The organism is Bacteroidota bacterium, assembly GCA_016195025.1.
Taxonomy (GTDB): Bacteria; Bacteroidota; Bacteroidia; order Palsa-948; family Palsa-948; genus Palsa-948.
In genome coordinates this window covers 20,542-39,656 of the sequence record JACQAL010000013.1, presented here as the reverse complement: position 1 = coordinate 39,656, position 19,115 = coordinate 20,542, and the positions used below count along the sequence as shown (strand labels likewise).

The 19,115-nt window shown below is 42.9% G+C and carries 11 protein-coding genes; 5 read left to right on the top strand and 6 right to left on the bottom strand.

Annotated features, from left to right (window positions below; all coding sequences use genetic code 11):
* The first annotated feature begins 146 nt into the window (after positions 1–146).
* The 5 genes from HY063_01700 to uvrC all read left to right on the top strand — a co-directional run bounded on the left by HY063_01700 (position 147) and on the right by uvrC (position 4,916).
* The gene (locus tag HY063_01700) at positions 147–737 is read left to right on the top strand and encodes an RNA polymerase sigma factor (protein ID MBI3500480.1); all 591 of its coding nucleotides are present in this window, start codon (positions 147–149) and stop codon (positions 735–737) included.
* 3 nt (positions 738–740) lie between these two features.
* Positions 741–1,697, top strand: a complete 957-nt coding sequence (locus tag HY063_01695) for a gliding motility-associated C-terminal domain-containing protein (protein MBI3500479.1) — start codon at positions 741–743, stop codon at positions 1,695–1,697.
* 86 nt (positions 1,698–1,783) lie between these two features.
* Positions 1,784–2,365, top strand: coding sequence for a sigma-70 family RNA polymerase sigma factor (locus HY063_01690; protein ID MBI3500478.1), 582 nt, complete (start codon positions 1,784–1,786; stop codon positions 2,363–2,365).
* Positions 2,362–3,084, top strand: coding sequence for a hypothetical protein (locus tag HY063_01685; GenBank protein ID MBI3500477.1), 723 nt, complete (start codon positions 2,362–2,364; stop codon positions 3,082–3,084). Before HY063_01690 ends, HY063_01685 begins: the two co-directional genes overlap by 4 nt.
* A gap of 20 nt (positions 3,085–3,104) precedes the next feature.
* A complete protein-coding gene (gene uvrC / locus HY063_01680) occupies positions 3,105–4,916 on the top strand; it encodes an excinuclease ABC subunit UvrC (GenBank protein MBI3500476.1) in 1,812 nt (603 codons plus the stop codon).
* Positions 4,917–4,927: 11 nt separating this feature from the next.
* On the opposite strand, the gene HY063_01675 is transcribed toward uvrC, so the two are convergent.
* The 6 genes from HY063_01675 to HY063_01650 all read right to left on the bottom strand — a co-directional run bounded on the left by HY063_01675 (position 4,928) and on the right by HY063_01650 (position 18,714).
* Positions 4,928–6,529 (bottom strand): S41 family peptidase, encoded by a 1,602-nt coding sequence (locus HY063_01675; GenBank protein MBI3500475.1) that lies wholly within the window; start codon positions 6,527–6,529, stop codon positions 4,928–4,930.
* Between the two features lie 53 nt (positions 6,530–6,582).
* The gene (locus HY063_01670; protein ID MBI3500474.1) at positions 6,583–7,014 is read right to left on the bottom strand and encodes a dCMP deaminase family protein; all 432 of its coding nucleotides are present in this window, start codon (positions 7,012–7,014) and stop codon (positions 6,583–6,585) included.
* Between the two features lie 107 nt (positions 7,015–7,121).
* Positions 7,122–8,078 (bottom strand): methylenetetrahydrofolate reductase [NAD(P)H], encoded by a 957-nt coding sequence (gene metF, locus HY063_01665; GenBank protein MBI3500473.1) that lies wholly within the window; start codon positions 8,076–8,078, stop codon positions 7,122–7,124.
* Positions 8,079–8,101: 23 nt separating this feature from the next.
* Positions 8,102–9,103 (bottom strand): PorP/SprF family type IX secretion system membrane protein, encoded by a 1,002-nt coding sequence (locus HY063_01660; protein ID MBI3500472.1) that lies wholly within the window; start codon positions 9,101–9,103, stop codon positions 8,102–8,104.
* Positions 9,100–10,653 (bottom strand): PD40 domain-containing protein, encoded by a 1,554-nt coding sequence (locus HY063_01655; protein ID MBI3500471.1) that lies wholly within the window; start codon positions 10,651–10,653, stop codon positions 9,100–9,102. Before HY063_01655 ends, HY063_01660 begins: the two co-directional genes overlap by 4 nt.
* Positions 10,654–10,662: 9 nt before the next feature.
* Complete coding sequence (locus HY063_01650; GenBank protein ID MBI3500470.1) at positions 10,663–18,714, bottom strand: PKD domain-containing protein; 8,052 nt, start codon at positions 18,712–18,714, stop codon at positions 10,663–10,665.
* Positions 18,715–19,115: the final 401 nt, after the last annotated feature.

Here is a 19,115-nt window from a genome sequence, read left to right as displayed (position 1 = left end):
TAATTTCAGAATAGAGATTGTCAAGTAATCTAATAAAATTTATTTACTCTTTTAGGTTTATTTAACAAAACTCAATTAAAATCGGTAGATTTGCATTATTCCATGCAACCAAATGCTTCCAAACTGCATCTAAAACTCAGAGTCGGATGACGGATGAAGAACTTCTCAAAGGATGTGTTTCAAAGAACCCAGCGGCTCAGAAAGCCCTCTTTGAAAAGTTCAGTCGCAAAATGATGGGTATCTGCCTCAGGTATGCCGAACGAAGCGAAGAAGCTGAAGACATGCTGCAGAACAGTTTCATCCGCGTGTTTGAAAAAATAGAAACCTTTCGCGGCAGCGGCTCGCTCGAAGGATGGATACGGAAAATTGTGATGAACGAATCGCTTACGCTGTTGAGAAAAAACAAACCGATGCAAATGAACATAGATATTGAAGATGCAACCTATATGATTCCGGGAAATAATCACATAGGAGAAAAAATAAATGAAAAAGATTTGCTCAGGATGATTCAGAAATTGCCCGTTGGATTCAGAACCGTTTTTAATATGTATGCCATTGAAGGATATTCGCACAAAGAAATCGGAGAGTTACTTGGAATTACAGAAGGAACATCTAAATCGCAATACTCGCGCGCAAAAGTTCATTTGCAGAATATGCTAAAAAGCGAAGTGGCAATGGCAGGAGCAGTAATAATGGAAATCAAAAACGAAGCGACACAACTATCAACTGACAACTAACTAATGACGAATCAAGATAACATAGAAAAACTTTTTAAGGAGAAGTTCCGGAATTTTGAAGCGGATGTAAACCCGAATGTGTGGGCAAATGTTCAAAGCGGAATTTCTTCTGGAGTTGGAAGCGCTGCAGGAACTGCTGCCAAGTTTGCGTTGGGAAAAATTATTGCCGGAGCGGTCGCTGTTACAGGAATTGCGGGCAGCGTTTGGTATTTTTCACATACGGAAAATAAAACTACAACCGCTCTGCCGGAACGTAAAAACAAAACCGAAGTTGTTTCACCTTCTCCAAACACAGAAAATAATTTAACGGCTGAAAATAATCCAACAGCGAATTCTTCCGCCACACAATCTGAAAAGAAAAATTCTCCGGTTGTTCATTCCTCCAATCAATCTGCTAATGATAACTCTGTAAAAAACAATTCTTCTTCCGGAGAAAATGCTTCCTCAACGGTTCCCTCTTCCGATAATTCTTCTGCAACTTTGTCTGCAGAATCGCATAAATATGGAAACGCCTCAAAAGATGATGGAGGAATGGTGCGATGGAATAAGTATCAAAGCCCTAAAACAAATTCCTCAAAAGATAATTCCTCTGCAAGCGGTAAAGAAAGTTCAAACAATGTAAATGAAAATAATTCTTCAGAGCCGGAAGATATTTCCAAAACCGAATCCAAACCCGTTTCAAGAATTGATTCTATTCCCAATGCATTTACTCCGAATGGAGACGGATACGATGATTATTTTTATCCGCTTGTAGTAAAAAACATTTCATCCATTGAAGTAACAATTACTGATACAAAAGGACGGTTTGTTTATAAATGGAAAACAATTGATGGAAACTGGAACGGAAAATTAATGAACGGAAGCGATGCGCCAGAAGGTGTCTATCTTTATTTTATTCAGGCATCCGGAACCGATGGCATTCCACATGTAAAAAAAGGTTCGGTAACCTTGTACAGGTAATTTACCCATGCTTTCTAAAGCCCTGAAATTTATTTCGGGGCTTTTTTATTTTCGCCAATAGGAAATTCGATAACTTCGTGAAGCAGATGAGCGAAGAAGAAATCATACATGGTTGTATGAAACATGAGCGCGCCAGCCAGCGCGCACTCTGTGAAATTTATTCCGAAAGAATGATGGAGATATGCATCCGCTATTCAAAAAATCACCCCGATGCAAAAGAAATTTTTCTGGATGGGTTTAAAAATATTTTCAACAACTTTTCTCATTTTGCAGGTGAAAATGCAAAAAGAAAAAAAGACGGCAACGAAATTTCTCTCGAAGAATGGATACAAAAGGAAATAATTTCTTCAGCCATTCGCCACATGCACGCAAACAAACGGGAATATTTTGTGAGCAGCACGGTGAACGCCCGCGATTTGGAAAAACCGGTGACTGCCGAAATTTCCGATGAACAAATTATGAAATCGGCAGACAGAAAAATTATCGTGAAAGCGCTTCAGCAATTATCTCCTTCATATCGTGCAGTATATAATCTTTATGAAATGGACGGCTATTCGTATGGAGAAATTTCAAAACTGCTCGACATCAGCGAATACACGGCAAAAGACAGTTTATCAAAAGCAAAATTTAATCTCAGAAAAAATATTGCGCGAATGATTCCGCAATGATGAAAATGAAAACACCCGGGCAGTTAGATAAGTTTATAATTGAGACATTGAAATCTTCCGAAAAAAATATTCCATCGGCTGACTGGAGTGAAGTAGAGGTTTTGTTGAAGCACGAACGTCAAACATTGCAGGTTAAAGTCAGCAAGAAAACTATTTTAATTTCTTCCGCTGCCGCGATGTCAGTAATTCTTGTCTTCGGAATTTTTAAACTCATCCAATATTATTCTTCTCTTCCTGCAGAAAATGAAGTTCCTGTTTCTGCAAATACATTAATGGCGGATACGCAAAAAATTGTTGCCGATTCTTCGCCCGCAATTGCAAATGTAAAAATTGATACTCCGAAAACTTCTGCCGAAACAGAAGTTGATACCATTGCGCTTTCTGCGCAGGAAAGAAAAGCAGATTCTCTCATTGCGGATTTTAAAGAGAAAGCCAAAATCAATCCGGCAGAATCAAAGAAAGAAAAGAAAATTAAAATCTCTTTGCTTGCGCCAACTATTTCAGATACAGTTCCCGCTCCCGCAACTATTCTTCCGCCCGATACATCCGGAAAAAATAAATCATCTGCAAAGCCGGATTCTCCTGTTTCATCTGATTCCTCAAAAGCAAATAAAAATGCTTTTGAAAAGAAACTCAGGAAAAACAAGAAAGGGAAAACCTCTTCCGATTCTTCTAAAGTAAAAACTCCTGCTCCGGCAAAACCTGATTCATTGAAATAGTTTTGGTAAATTAGTGCTTCATGCCAAAAGAAGCAAAAGATAAATTTTCTCACCTGAGAAATACGCTTTCAAATCTTCCTGCCAACCCCGGAGTTTACCAGTATTTTGACAAGCGCGGGAAAATTATTTATATAGGAAAAGCAAAGAGCTTACGGAAACGAGTTTCATCTTACTTCACAAAAAATCATTCGTACGGAAAACTTCTTTATCTCGTAACAAGCGTTGCAGAAATAAAATATATAGTTGTAAGCACGGAGTTTGATGCGTTGCTTCTGGAAAATAATCTCATAAAAAAATATCAGCCGCGCTATAATGCCGCGCTCAAGGATGATAAAACATATCCGTGGATTTGTGTGAAGAACGAACGCTTTCCGAGAATTTTTCAAACAAGAAATTTTATCCGTGATGGCTCGCAGTATTTTGGCCCGTATCCTTCGCTGCGAACAATGTATACCATTCTCGATTTAATCCGTAAACTTTATCAGCTGCGCAACTGCAACCTGAATCTTTCGAAAGAAAATATTGGGAAAAAGAAATTCAAAGTTTGTCTGGAGTATCATTTGAAAAATTGCAAAGGTCCATGCGAAGCATTTCAATCGGAAGAGGAATACAACAGCGACATTGCCCAGATTAAACAAATTCTCAGAGGAAATATTTCTTCGGTGATAAAACAACTGAAAGAATTAATGTGGAGCTATTCTGAAAAATTTGATTTCGAGAACGCACAGTCGCTGAAAGAAAAAATAGAGTCGCTTGAAAAATATCAGAGCCGTTCTGTTATAGTAAGTCCTACGATTGAAGATGCGGATGTATTCTCAATCATCACCGATGAAGAAGCCGGCTACGTAAATTATTTAAAAGTTGTGAACGGAGCGGTGGTGCAGGCGCATACTCTTGAAATAAAAAAGAAATTGGAAGAAACAAAGGAGGAATTGCTTCTCCTTTCCATTGCCGAATTGCGACAGCGTTTTCACAGCGAGACGAAAGAAATTATTGTCCCGTTTCCGCTGGACCTTAATTTTCCCGATGGAGAAATTACAGTTCCTAAAATTGGTGACAAGAAAAAACTTCTTGAACTTTCTGAGCGCAATGCGGAATATTACAGGAATGACAAGATGAAAAAATATTCCGAAAGCAAAAAAGAAACGCATCCTGAAAGAATTTTACGGACAATGATGAATGACTTGCGCCTGAAAGAATTACCTATGCACATTGAGTGCTTTGACAATTCAAATATTCAGGGAACCTTTCCGGTTTCTGCCTGCGTGGTTTTTAGAAATGTAAAACCGAGCAAAAAAGATTACAGAATCTTTAATATAAAAACTGTAGAAGGTCCCGATGATTTTGCTTCGATGCAAGAAGTAATTTATCGCAGATACAAACGAATGCTTGAGGAAACTCCAAATGATTTGCCGCAATTAATTATTATTGACGGAGGCAAAGGGCAAATTTCTGCTGCAGCAAAGAGTTTAGAAACGCTTGGGCTGTCAGGAAAAATTCCTGTGATTGGAATTGCAAAAAAACTGGAAGAAATTTTTTACCATGGAGATTCGCTTCCGCTTTATCTCAACAAAAAATCTGAAACGCTGAAAGTTATTCAGCAGATGCGCGATGAAGCGCACCGTTTCGGATTAAAACATCACAGGGGAAGAAGAGTGCGCGAAAGTATTGGCTCAGAACTTACGCAGATAAAAGGAATCAGCGATAAAACTGCTAAAAAACTTTTGCGCGAATTCAAATCCGTGGCCCAGATTAAAGAAACATCTGAAGAAAAAATTGCGGAAGTGATTGGAAAGGCAAAAGCGAAAAAAATTTTCCAACACTATAAATAAATCAGAGTTTTCTACTGTTTATTAAAAAATTCAATTGCTTTTGAAATGGCTTTGTCATCCTGGTTTAGTATTGGATAGAAACCATCATTGCCCCAGATTTGCCGGGCAATGCTTGCTTTCAGAAGATTTTTGATAAGCGTTTTAGAAATTTCTGCTTCATGCGGATTTAATTTTACTCCTAATTTTTCCGAGTAAGTAATAAATTCATTGAAAAGATTTTCATCAATGGTAAATGATGATTGAAATTTTTTCATATCCATTTTCGAAAGCGATTTCCTGTTTTTATCCGCGTAATCAAAACCGAATTGATCGAACGCGCCTTTCACAAAAAGTTCGGAGAGATAAGGAGTTCTTCCGGTTGTGTCAAGCGAAACAAAAATATCGGGCGTAATTCCTCCGCCACCGTAAACAATTTTTCCCTGCGAAGTTTTATACTTCAGCGTATCTTTCTGATGAATGCTGTCGGCATGCATGAGCTCGCCTTGCTGATAGCGGTTGTACTCTTCGCTGTAATAATCTTCCAAATCTTTTCCGTAAGGTTTCTGAATGCATCGGCCGGTTGGCGTGCAATAGCGGGCAACCGTTAAACGAATGGCAGAACTATCAGCAAACATAGTTTCGCGCTGCACCAATCCTTTTCCGAACGAACGCCTGCCGATAATTCTTCCTCTGTCATTATCCTGAATTGCGCCTGCAACAATTTCACTTGCAGAAGCCGATGATTCATCAATGAGCACAATTAATTTTGTATCGGTGAGAATTCCTTTATCGGTTGCTTCAATGGTTTCTTTCGGATGAGATTTTCCTTCGGTGAAAACAATTACTTTTCCTTTTTCCAGGAACTCATCACAGATTTTTATGGCGGAAGAAAGCAATCCTCCTCCGTTGCCGCGCAAATCCAAAATTAAATTTTCCATTCCCTGCGAGCGGAGATGCGATGCTTTCTCTAAAAATTCTTCGTGCGTGTTTTCGGCAAAACGGCTCACTTTTATGTAGCCGGTTTTTTTGCTGAGCATATAGCCGGCATCAACACTGTAGATTGGAATTTTTCCGCGCGTGATGGTATAGTCAATTAATTTTTTTGAAGTGCCGCGCATAATGCTTATGGAAACTTTTGTTCCGCCTTTGCCGCGAAGTTTTCCAAGCACCTCTTTGTTTTTTATTTTTGTTCCGGCAGCATTTTTTCCTTCAATCCTCACAATTTTATCTCCCGCCTGAATGCCAAGCGCTTCGGAGGGTCCTCCGGCAATAACGGAAATTACTCTGATGGTATCTTTGATAATATTAAATTCAATTCCGATTCCTTCAAAATTTCCTTCGAGCGGCTCGCGCATTTCTTTTACTTCCTGCGGAGTGAGATAAACCGAATGCGGGTCGAGATTCTGAAGCATGGAAACAATCGCCTTCTCCACCAAATCGTTTTTCTTCACCGTGTCCACATATTCCTCTTCGATAAAATTCAGAACGCTGTTCAGTTTATCGGAAGATTTTTTTTCCGGCTGAAGAAAATGAATTCTCGTTTCCGAAAAATTTAATTTGGAGCCGATGAAAATTCCGGTAGCAAGGAGAACTCCAAAAATTATCGGGAGAATTATTTTTAATTTGTTATTCATAAGAAAAAGTTGGCAGCGGCAGCAGGCAGCAGCGGACTGCCAACTGCAACTGCCTACTGCTGCTTTTTGTATTTCACGACTTCTATTCCGAAACGCTGCAAAAAATCTATTCCTTCATCACTTTTCAATCCTTTGTATTCCGCGTAACTGTTCAGGTAAATTATTTTTTTAATTCCCGAAGCAAAAACTATTCTCGCGCAGGCAAGGCAAGGTGCAAGTGTTATGTACAATACACAGTTTTCAAGCGGCACATTATTTTTCGAAGCGTAGATGATTGCATTTTGTTCCGCGTGAAGCGCAAGCGAACAACCTCCTTTGCTGTCGCGCGGGCAGCCCTCGTTCGGCCACTCTATATCGCAGTTGTGTGTTCCGGCAGGCGGACCATTGTATCCGAGCGAAACAATGCGCGTATCTTTCGTGAGCACCGCGCCCACTTTTATTTTCACGCAATGCGAACGCTCCGCAAGGTTTTGCGCTAAGTCCATATATATATCATCGAAACTCGGACGCACGGAAATAAAAATTTAGGATTGAGGATTTGAAAGGCAAAATACATTTTCGTATTTTTCGTATTGTTTCGTTTTTCGGAGGTTTAAAAAACTTTAGAAGCAACTCTTCTCACGGGTTCGGAACTTCCCATCGTATAAAAATGAAGAACGGGCGCGCCAAACTTTACAAGTTCTTTCGACTGCTTGATGCACCATTCAATGCCGGCTTCTTTCGCTTCAGAATCATCTTTGCAATTTTCAATGGCTACTAAAAGTTCTTCGGGAATGTCTATGTAAAAAGTTTTCGGAAGAAGCATTGCCTGGTTTTTTGAAGTCAGAACTTTTATTCCGGGAATAATCGGAACATTAATTTCCATTTCGCGGCATTTTTTCACGAAGTCAAAATATTTCTGGTTGTCAAAAAACATTTGTGTGACTATATAATCTGCTCCGGCATTTACTTTTTCTTTCAGATGACGCAAATCAGAAATCATGTTGGGCGCTTCAAAATGTTTTTCGGGATAGCCGGCAACGCCAATGCATAAATCGGTTGGCGCAACATCGAGCACATCATCTCCGTGTAAATATTTTCCCGAATTCATTTTCACTATCTGCTGAACTAAATCTACCGCGTACGGATGTCCGCCCGGTTCAGGAATAAAACTTCGTTCATTCTTCACCGCATCTCCGCGAAGCACGAGCACATTATCGATTCCAAGAAAATGTAAATCAATGAGCGCGCTTTCGGTTTCTTCTTTGGTAAATCCTCCGCAGATAATATGAGGCACCGTATCAATTTTATATCTGTTCATTATTGCCGCGCAGATTCCTACCGTTCCCGGGCGTTTGCGCACAGAAACTTTTTCGAGAAAACCTCCTTCGCGTTTTTTGTAAACGTATTCTTCGCGATGATACGTTACATCAATGAATGCCGGTTTGAACTCTTGCAGCGGGTCAATAATATTGTAAATGGACTGAATGCTTTTCCCTTTCAGCGGAGGAAGAATTTCTATAGATAAAAGCGTGGACTTTGCTTGCTTAATACTATCAACAACTTTCATAAGGACGGCAAAGGTAATTAAATCTAAAACTTCGGGCAGGCAAATGCTTTTTTCGGCTGCTGCTTGCAGAACTGGTAGGACAAAGAAATTTCATGCGAGCCGCCCGTATTTTTCCAGAGGCGCGAAATAGTTACGTCATAACTATAACCGAACTTGAAACGGTCAATGGCAACTCCGGCAATCAGTGAAATCATATCATTATTCTGATAGCCGCGCTGATAGGATTTGAAAAGCGGAATGCCGCGGTACCACATTCCGAGCACGAGCGGAAGGCGGGCGTAATAACATCCGATATCTGCCTGGTCAAATTTATTTTCATGGCGGTAATTAAATGCAGGCGTGATGCTTTCCTGCGGATTATTATCATTTGGGTCAATTTTTTTCCCCACAGGAATTTTTGTTCCCATGTGAACCGAATATAAAACCGGCAAGCGGCTATCCGAACTTATCACCGCCTGATTTGGCATGTTCATGTGATGTGCAGAAAGCCCAATCCAGTTTCTCCGGTTGTAAAATAAAACTCCCGATGATAAATCAAGATAATGCACACGCAGCGCATTGGGCTGTTCCACCGAGACGGAAGTTCCATACGCAATCATGTCGCCAAAAACAAATTTTGAAAAGTTATAATCGCGAATCACGTATCCTGCTTCGGCACCGGCATTCGCACTCCATCCATGCCCGAGTAAAAACTGGTGCGAGTACTGCCCGGCAAAAGAGGAGGAGTGAAGATTTCCGCTTCCGGCTTTATCGTTGGTAAATAAAAATCCAAGACCGGTTCGGTTTTTAAAAAGCTGATGGTCGAAGGAAACGAGCGTGGTAACGAATGCTCCGGGAATTTCGGGCCATTGAACGCGGTAATTTGTATTTACGCGCGAGCAGGTTCCAAGCCCGGCAAAAGCGGGATTAAGAAAAGTTGGCGCGGCATAAAACTGTGTGAAGTGCATCAACTGCGAGAAACTTTTTTCTTTTCCGCTCAGCAGGACGGCAAAAAAACAAAAGATATAAATCAGAAACTTTTTCATTTCGCTTTCAGTTTGATTACTTTGGTTTCTTCTTCAGTTTTTCCGGGAGAAATTATTTCAGAAAAAGAATCATACTTTTTTGAAATGGCTTCTACGTCTATCGAATAATTTTTTTCCGGAGGCACAATCATTACAAACTTTCCTGTGTGCGGATTCGTGCTGTAAATGCCCTGCAACTTTTCCGATTCTTTTTCCTTCACAGTTATTTTTGCATAAATGGGTTTGGAAGAATCTGCGCTCAGCACCATTCCTTTCATCACAGAGAAATTCAGATTTTCTTCCGGGAAATAAATGGTGTAAATATCGCTTTCGCCATAGCCGCCTGCGCGCGCGGAAGAATAATAACCGCGCTTGCCATCTACCGACAGAACAAAAAAAATGTCATCATCGGGTGTATTGATTGGGCAGCCGAGATTTTCCGGCTCCGACCATTTTTGTTCTTCCTTATTATAAGTTGATTTAAAAATATCGTAGCCGCCCATATTCTTGTGCCCCTGCGAACTGAAGAATAAAATTTTTCCATCGGGATGAATGAAAGGCGCGTCATCGTCTTCGGGCGTATTGATAGTTGAACCCAAATTCATCGGCTTGCTCCAGTCACCGTTCGAGAGGCGCGTAACACGGTAAATATCTTTTTTGCCGAATCCGCCCGCGCGGTTGCTTGAAAAGTAAAGCGTGTTGCCATCGGCAGTAAGCGAAGCGCTGGACTCTATGGAATTATCCATGTTAACCGGGTAATTTAATTTGATGGGCGCCATCCAATCGTTTCCCGCATAGGTGGAAAAATATAAATTGCCTGTGCGGAAATCTTTGCTCGGCTTGTAGAGAAAAAGAAGTTCGCCATCGGGTGAAAGCCCCACGCAGGCATCGTGCGTAGGCGTGTTGAGCGAACTGATTCCTTCGGGCGAAGACCACTGCCCGTTTTTTTTGTACGACACGTAAATGTCTTCAAAAAATTCTCCGTTGGCATCGCGCAATCCGCCTGTGCTTCCGGCTCTGCGCGAAGTGAAAATCAATTCTGATTCATCGGCAGAAATTACCGGAACATATTCCGGATATTCAGAATTAATGACAGAACCCATATTTTCAATTTTCACATTCACGGGATGCGCAGTCATTTCCATAGCGCTTTTTGATTTTTCAATGAGCGAATTTATTTCTGCATCTTTTATTTTTTTCTTCTCTATGTTTTTATAATCGGTGAGCATATTGATTGCTTCCTGAAAATCTCCGTTGAGATGATAAAGATTTCCCAAATAAAATTTAGATTCGGGATTTGCGGCTTTTGCTTTTTCAAAATAGCGGAGTGATTGCATTTTATACTGCCTGAGATTATACATGCTCACTCCTAATCTGAACGCAAGCGTTGCATCGGAAGAATCCAGTTCCCACGCATCTTTGTAATATTTCCGCGCACTTGCATAATCGTTGTTATAAAAATATTCATCGCCTTCGCGGATTTTTTGCTTAGCGGTTTTCTGGGAAAACGCTTCGACTCCGCTCAGCGTGACAAGAATAATTTGGATTAAAAAAAATATCTTTGTTTTCATACTATCCTATTATCGTAATAAAGTTACATCGCCTGCTTTAGTTAAAGTTCTTCCGTCAATAAATTTTACAGATGCCTTCCAAACATACACATCCTGCTGGCAAAGTTTTCCGCGGTAATATCCGTCCCATCCAATTTTAATATCCTTGGTTTCAAAAATCAGTTCTCCCCATCGGTCAAAAATCTGCATATTGAAATCCTCCACATACGCGGCATACGGGAAGAACACATCGTTGTCAAGATTATACCAACTGTATCCTCCTCCGTTAGGTCCGTTCGGATTTGGAGTAAATGCGTTGGGAAAGATAATATCGCCTTCTGCGGTGGTCTTCATCCGGAATGTGTCCGTGCAGCCATACTGATTCGTGGCGATGAGCGTAATTACATAATCTCCGATGGTTGCATAAGTATGTTGAGGGTCTGTATTGTTGGAATTGCCTCCATCTCCAAACGCCCAATAATAACTCGTGGCGCCAGAGGATTGATTGCTGAAGTCAATCGTGTTATGAAAGATGGTCATCGGATTAACCGAAGGACTTGTTGTAAAGTCGGCCACCGGGTGTGGATAAATAGTGATGGGAGGGTTTGCTACCACAATGGTTGAACAGCCATCAGCCGTGATGACTGTAACGGTTGCATAATAAGTTCCGGAAGTTGTGTAGATGTGAACCACGGTATCTCCCGATGCAGTGGTGCTGTCTCCAAAATCCCAGAGGTAAGTAACACCAATATCGCTGGACGCCATAAAAGTTACTGAGGCGGGCACCGCGCAGCCATCTATAATACTGTAATTCAGAGAGACCACTGCCAAAGGATTTACAGTAACCGTAATATCATCCGTGTTGGTGCATCCGTTTGCATCCGTAACCGTAACAGTATAGTTTGTAGCAGACGAAGGAGACGCGGCAGGATTAGAAATGTTCGCATTGTTTAATCCGCTTGCGGGTGACCATACATAAGCGCTGCCACCGCTTGCGTTAAGCGTAGTGCTGTCGGAAAAACAAATGGTCGCATCGGCACCGGCATTCGCTGTGGGCAGCGGGTTCACTGTTACTGCAACGGTATCCAACGCTGCGCAGCCGTTTGAAGCGGTAACGGTAACAATGTAAATAGTGGTTACGGTTGGATTTGCTGTTGGATTAGAAATGTTCGGATTGCTCAATCCGTTGACTGGCGACCAGGTGTAACTAATTCCTCCGCTTGCATTCAAAGAAGCGGAACTGCCAAAACAAATACTCGCATCGGGACCGGCATTTGCCACAGCGCTGCCCGTGTAATTAACCGTTACCGTAGTTGAAAAAGTGCAGCCGTTAGCATCCGTAATCGTAACCGAATAATTTCCCGGCAAAAGTCCGGTAGCGGTGGAATCAGTTTGTCCGTTGTTCCACAAATAAGAATAAGAAGGTGTTCCACCCGAAACAGAAACGGTTGCTGTTCCATTCCCCTGCAGGCAAGTGTCGGGCGCGGAATTTGTAACCGCGCTGAGAACTGGCGGCTGTGTAATGAATGCCGAATCAATAGTCACGCATCCGTTTGTATCCGTAATTGTAACAAAATAATTTCCTGCTGATAAATTTGTTGCCGATGAAGTGGTTTGTCCATTACTCCATAGATAAGAATAGGGAGAAGTTCCTCCGCTTGCATTTGCTGCTGCTGTTCCATCGCTTCCTCCATTGCACGAAACATTTGTTTGCGAAACGGTGGAGGTGAGAAGAGCGGGTTGAGTAATTAAAATTGTATCCGTTGTTGTGCAGCCATTCGCATCAGTAATAGTTACGGAATAGATTTGAGAAGTGAGATTTGTGATTTGAGAAGTTGTCGCACCATTGCTCCATAGATAAGAATACGATGGCGTGCCTCCTGCCGCTGCCACTGCCGCTGTTCCATTGCTCCCTCCGAAACAAGAAACATTTGTCTGCGAAGTATTGGGAAGGAGAACAGCGGGCTGCGTGATGAAAATGGTATCTGTTTTCGTGCAGCCATTTGTATCGGTGATGGTTGCTATGTAATTTCCCGCTGATAATCCCGCAATAGCAGAAGTAGTTTGCCCGCTGCTCCAGAGATAAGTAAAACCCGGTGTCCCGCCAAAAGCAGAATCCGTTGCCGAACCATTGCTTCCTCCAAAACATAAAACATTCGTCTGAGAAGTGGCGGATAACACAGCAGGAAATGGTATAATGGTAATGACGGTTGCCGTGGATGAACAGCCGTTGGCATCGGTGGTCGTAACGGTATAACTTCCCGCTGACAATCCCGTGATGAAAACAGTGGTTGCTCCTGTGCTCCACAAATAAGAGTAGGGCGCAGTTCCGCCCGAAGCAGAAACCGCTGCTATGCCGGTGCTTGCACCGCTGCATACATTCGTTTGCGCGGCAGTGGAAGCGAGGACAGCGGGCTGCGTAATAGTAATTGTTTGCGTATTGCTGCATCCCAATACATCAATAACTGTTAAGGTGTAGGTGCCTGCAGAAAGTCCTGTTGCCGAAGAAGTGGTCTGTCCGTTGCTCCACAAATAAGTGTAAGGCGAAAGACCTCCGGTGGCTGTTACTGCCGCTGTTCCATTGCTTCCTCCGTTACACGAAACATTTGTCTGAGAATTGGTCAGAAGTGTTAATTGCCCGGTAATGGTAACCGTTTGAGAAGCGGTGCATCCGTTCGCATCGCTGACCACATAAGTATAAGTTCCCGCGCACAGTCCTGTTGCCGTTTGTGTGGTCTGCCCCGTTGGATTCCATAAATAATTATAAGGAGAAGTTCCTCCCGATGCATTTGCAGTGGATGTTCCTGTGCAGGAAGAACATCCCGATGCTGTTACACTGGTGGATGCTGCTAAGAGAAGGGGCTCAGTAATCGTTATCGTATTTGCAATCGTGCAGCCGTTGGCATCGGTGATGGTTGCCGTGTAATTACCCGCAGTCAATCCTGTGATGGCAGAAGTTGTTTGTCCGCTGCTCCAGAGATAAGTAAAAGGAGAGGTGCCGCCAAAAGCAGAGTCCGCTGCTGAACCATTGCTTCCTCCGAAACAAGAAACATTTGTTTGAGAAGCGGAGAATGATACGGCAGGAAATAATGTGATGGTAATGGTTGTCGTTGTCGTACATCCATTGGCATCGGTAATGGTTGCTGAATAATTTCCTGCAGGCAATCCCGTAGCCGTTTGAGTAGTTTGTCCGTTGCTCCACAAATAAGTATAGGCAGGCGTTCCGCCCGAAGGAGAAATCACGGCCGAACCATTACTTGAGCCGCTGCAGGTATTGATTTGTGAAGCAGTGGAAGTAAGAAGCGTTGGCTCGGTGATGGAAAAAATATTTGTTGTGGTGCATCCATTGGCATCGGTAATCGTTACGGAATAATTTCCCGCTGATAAATTTGTTGCCGTTGAAGTTGTCTGCCCGTTGTTCCAGAGATAAGTATAAGATATTGTTCCGCCAGAAACAAAAACCGTTGCTGTTCCATTGCTTCCTCCGTTGCAGGAAACATTTGTCTGCGAAGCGGTGGATGAAAGCGGAGCCGCGGGCTGCGTGATGGAAACCGTATTGGTTGTTGTGCATCCATTCGCATCGGTAATGGTTACAGAATAATTTCCGGCAATCAACCCGGTTGCAGTAGAAGTTGTTTGTCCGTTATTCCAAAGATAAGTATAAGATATTGTTCCACCCGAAGCAGTGACAGTTGCTGTTCCATTACTTCCACCGAAACAGGAAACAGCAGCGGCAGAAACAGAAGCGGTAAGCAGCGCGGGTTGCGTGATAGAAACAGTTGCAGTGGTTGTGCATCCTTTAGAATCGGTAACAGTAACAGTATAATTTCCTGCGGGCAATCCGGTTGCAAAGGCAGTGGTTTGCCCGTTGCTCCAGAGATAGGAGTAAGATGGAGTTCCGCCCGAAGGAGAAACTGCGGCTATGCCATTATTTCCTCCGAAGCAGGAAACATTTGTCTGAGAAACAGCAGCAGTAAGCAGTGCAGGTTGAGTGATGGTTACTGTCTGAGAAGCAGTGCATCCGTTTGCATCGGTAACCGTTACGGAATAATTTCCTGCCGATAAATTTGTTGCCGATAAAGTGGTTTGTCCGTTGCTCCAGAGATAAGAATAAGCAGGCGTTCCGCCCGAAGGAGAAACCGTTGCCGAGCCGTTGTTTCCTCCGAAACAGGAAACATTTGTTTGAGAAGCGCCAGCAGTAAGAATGAATGGCTGCGTGATGGAAATCACCCCTGTGATGGTGCACCCATTCATATCGGTAACTGTTACGGTATAATTTCCCGAGAGAAGTCCGGTAGCAGTGGAAGTGGTTTGCCCGTTGCTCCAGTAATAAGTATAAGGCGAAGTGCCTCCTGCGGGCATCGCGGTTGCTGTTCCATTGCTTCCTCCATTGCACGAAACATTGGTTTGCGAAGCGCTTGCAATAAGAATACCGGGTTGTGTGATGGAAAAAGTTGAAGTGATTGTGCATCCTTTGGAATCCGTAATGGTTACCGAATAATTTCCTGCTGTGAGATTTGAAATAGCAGAAGTTGTTGCGCCAGTGCTCCACGAATAAGTATAATTCGGTGTTCCTCCCGAAGTGGAAACATTTGCTGTTCCGTTATTCCCTCCATTGCACGAAACATTATTTTGCGAAGCGGAAGAAGAAAGCGGAGCGAATGGCTGGGTGATGGAGAAAGTTGAAGTGGTGGTACATCCATTCGCATCCGTAATCGTTACAGAATAATTTCCTGCAATCAATCCGGTTGCTGTGGATGTAGTTTGCCCGTTCGTCCATAAATAAGTGTAGGATGGAGTTCCTCCGGAAACTGTTGCTGTTGCTGTGCCATTATTTCCTCCAAAACACGAAACGCCCGTTTGAGTAACGGTGGATGTAAGTATAGTTGGCTGTGAGATTGAAAATGTATTTGTGGTTGTACAACCTTTGGAATCCGTAACAGTGACAGAATAATTTCCTGCAATTAATCCTGTGGCGGTTGAAGTGGTTTGTCCATTACTCCACGAATAAGTGTAAGCAGGCGTTCCGCCCGAAGCGGAAACGGTTGCGGTTCCGTTACTGCCACCGTTGCACGAAACATTTGTTTGCGAAGCGGACGAAGATAAAATTACCGGCTGTGTGATGGAAAAAGTATTTGTGGTGGTGCATCCATTGGCATCGGTAATTGTTATGGAATAATTTCCTGCTATGAGATTTGAAATTGCAGAAGTGGAATTTCCGTTGCTCCACGAATAGTTATAATTCGGAGTTCCGCCAGAAACAGAAACGCTCGCACTTGCGTTGCTTCCACCGAAACACGAAACATTATTTTGCGAGGCAGACGAAGATAAAATTACCGGCTGAGTGATGGAAAAAGTATTTGTGGTGGTGCATCCATTCGCATCGGTGATTGTAACAGAATAATTTCCTGCCGATAAATTTGTTGCCGATGAAGTGGTTTGTCCGTTGCTCCACAAATAAGTATAAGCTGTTGTTCCGCCAGAAGCAGTGGCGGTTGCATTTCCATTGCTTCCTCCATTGCAGGAAACATTATTTTGCGAAGCGGAAGATGAAAGCGGAGCGACTGGCTGTGTGATAGAAAAAGTTGAAGTGGTTGTACATCCTTTTGAATCAGTAACAGTGACAGAATAATTTCCTGCCGATAAATTTGTTGCCGATGAAGTGGTCTGCCCGTTGCTCCATGCGTATGAATAATTCGGAGTTCCGCCCGAAACAGAAACGCTTGCGCTTGCGTTGCTTCCACCAAAACAGGAAACATTATTTTGTGAAGCGGAAGAACTCAAAGGAGAAACGGGCTGCGTGATGGTGAATGTATTGGTAGTGGTGCATCCATTCGCATCGGTAATGGTTACTGAATAATTTCCCGCAATGAGATTTGAAATGGTTGAAGTAGTTTGAGAATTATTCCACAGATAAGTGTAAGCCGTTGTTCCGCCAGAAACAGAAACGGTTGTTGAACCATTGCTTCCACCGAAACAGGAAACATTATTTTGCGAAGCGGAAGAAGCGAGCGGAGCGGCTGGCTGCGTGATGGAAAAAGTATTTGTAGTTGTGCATCCTTTGGAATCGGTAATCGTTACCGAATAATTTCCTGCTGATAAATTTGTTGCCGATGAAGTGGTCTGCCCGTTGCTCCAGGAATAAGTATAAGCCGTTGTTCCGCCCGAAGCAGTGGCAGTTGCTGTTGCATTACTTCCTCCATTGCACGAAACATTTGTTTGAGAAGCGGAAGATGAAAGCGGAGCAACCGGCTGTGTGATGGAAAAAGTTGAAGTGGTTGTACATCCTTTGGAATCCGTAACAGTGACAGAATAATTTCCGGCAATTAATCCTGTTGCTGATGAAGTGGTTTGTCCGTTGCTCCACAAATAAGTATAAGCCGTAGTTCCGCCAGAAACAGAAACGGTTGTTGAACCATTGCTGCCTCCGAAACAGGAAACATTATTTTGCGATGCAGAAGAAGAAAGCGGGGCAGCGGGTTGCGTTATGGCAACCGTAGAAGTTTTTGTACAACCGGCAGCATCGGTGGTGGTGACAGAATAATTTCCCGCAATCAATCCGGTTGCCGATGAAGTGGTTTGTCCGTTGCTCCACGAATAAGTGTAAGCAGGTGTTCCGCCCGATACGGAAACCGTTGCCGTGCCATTGCTTCCTCCGAAACAAGAAACATTATTTTGCGATGCAGTTACAGTAGGCGGAGCGCTTACACTAATCGTAACCGCACCGTTAGAAGTGCATCCGCCATTATCTGCAACTACCGTATAAAGTGTGGACGATGTTGGCGTGGCAATTGGATTTGGAGAGGTGTTGTTGTTCAGAGATGAGGCAGGTGACCATATATAGGTTGCTCCGACAGGACCTGTTGGTGAACCGCCAAGCGTAATGCTGTTGCCCTGACAAATAGTGGTATTGCTTCCGGCATTAACGGTAAAAGCCGTTGGTCTTGCTGAAGGAATAAGAGCGGCATTGAGATAAAGGCGCGCTGCGTTAATTTGCAGCAGCGAAGTGTAGGGTTTGTAATTGTGTCCACCGAGATAAAAAACATTTCCTCCTATGGAATCGGGAGGAGCAAGATGAGAGCCGGTTGCAATCACCGTATCCAATGAATTTTGTGTGCTGACAGCATGGTAAACACCGGTGTTCCACGAAGAGCCGGCATGGAATGTCCAGTTTTTTCCTGAACCATTTTCGTTGGGCTGCATCAAACCTTCAAACTGCATAAATGCCAAATCGGGATTGTAATACTCATTGGAAGCATTGCCAAGACCTAATTCTTTCAATCCGGTCGTGGTTTGAAATTTCTCATTGCGTTCATATCCTTCCAGATTATCTCCTCCTTCTACTGCATGGCACTGCGCAAAAAAATTTCCTCCCTGATTTACAAAGTCCGTAACCTTTTGCGTAATGACGGTATCTGCATCCGTCATTTTCCAGTGCATTTCAGAACAAAAAGTATAACACTGCGCCAGACCTGGAAAAACGCCTGCGCTAATCACTACATAGTTTGTAAACTTTGCCGTATCTAATATTGTTTCGGCAATGGCTTCGTTTCCGCCATTGTTGAAGAGAGCAATTTTCGGGCGATGATCCAATGTATAGCGGACATCCACTGTGGTATTCGTTGTGAGGCGATACACAGCCACTTTCCATTGGTTTGCGAATGTGGATATAACCTGTGTGGCGGTTTGTCCTGTTGTGGGCGAGGGATTATTTACCCAAAAACTGTCAACAATAAATTCACTTGCGCGGAAATCCTGTAAGGAAGCGGCAACAAAAGAAGGATAAACTCTTTCCACCGTTGCAGAAAAATCAATTCCGTCTTTTGCTTTGCCGGCTTTTATCACCCACTTCACGGGAATATCATTTTGTAAAAGTTGATTCACCAGCCCGTATGCTTTCAGATTAAACGGATAGGTGAGAAATAAATTCTGATGCGCGTTATCCATTGGAATAACCAGCGAGCCCTGCGGAATGGTTTGTAAATCGGAAGGTGGATTGGGCAAATCTTTGTATTGAGAAAATACATTATTACTCCCTATTCCTAAAAAAATCAGAAAACATATTCTGTAGAATTTTTGCATACATGTTTTTTTACTTGTGTTAAACCTAACGTTTATACTACGAATTCTGCTTCATTTTGTTTCGCTTTTTTTAAAAAAGTATTGACAAATCGTCCAATCAGCCAAAAATACAGATGAATGCAGTAAAATAACAGATGTTATCCTGAAAAAATTTCAGGCAAAACAAAAAAATGCGCTCCGGAATTTCGAAGCGCATTTTTTATTGCCGCACCGCCCTCAGAGCGAGGGTTCAACAGGATAAATGTTAAAAATTTCGATTTTCTGCTATGAAACACCGCGGTACGAAAAAGGGCGCGCGGTTGCCGAGAAAGGTAAGGCGCGGTACGAAAAAGGGCGCGCGGTTGCCGAAAAAGGGAAGGCGCGGTACGAAACACGGAAGGCGCGGTACTAAAAAGGTAAGG

What these genes read in the sequence shown, in the direction of transcription:
- HY063_01700 (MBI3500480.1), top strand. Translation starts at nt 147, where the DNA reads ATGACGGATGAAGAACTTCTCAAAGGATGTGTTTCAAAGAACCCAGCG.
- HY063_01695 (MBI3500479.1), top strand. Translation starts at nt 741, where the DNA reads ATGACGAATCAAGATAACATAGAAAAACTTTTTAAGGAGAAGTTCCGG.
- HY063_01690 (MBI3500478.1), top strand. Translation starts at nt 1,784, where the DNA reads ATGAGCGAAGAAGAAATCATACATGGTTGTATGAAACATGAGCGCGCC.
- HY063_01685 (MBI3500477.1), top strand. Translation starts at nt 2,362, where the DNA reads ATGATGAAAATGAAAACACCCGGGCAGTTAGATAAGTTTATAATTGAG.
- uvrC (MBI3500476.1), top strand. Translation starts at nt 3,105, where the DNA reads ATGCCAAAAGAAGCAAAAGATAAATTTTCTCACCTGAGAAATACGCTT.
- HY063_01675 (MBI3500475.1), bottom strand. Translation starts at nt 6,529, where the DNA reads ATGAATAACAAATTAAAAATAATTCTCCCGATAATTTTTGGAGTTCTC.
- HY063_01670 (MBI3500474.1), bottom strand. Translation starts at nt 7,014, where the DNA reads ATGGACTTAGCGCAAAACCTTGCGGAGCGTTCGCATTGCGTGAAAATA.
- metF (MBI3500473.1), bottom strand. Translation starts at nt 8,078, where the DNA reads ATGAAAGTTGTTGATAGTATTAAGCAAGCAAAGTCCACGCTTTTATCT.
- HY063_01660 (MBI3500472.1), bottom strand. Translation starts at nt 9,103, where the DNA reads ATGAAAAAGTTTCTGATTTATATCTTTTGTTTTTTTGCCGTCCTGCTG.
- HY063_01655 (MBI3500471.1), bottom strand. Translation starts at nt 10,653, where the DNA reads ATGAAAACAAAGATATTTTTTTTAATCCAAATTATTCTTGTCACGCTG.
- HY063_01650 (MBI3500470.1), bottom strand. Translation starts at nt 18,714, where the DNA reads ATGCAAAAATTCTACAGAATATGTTTTCTGATTTTTTTAGGAATAGGG.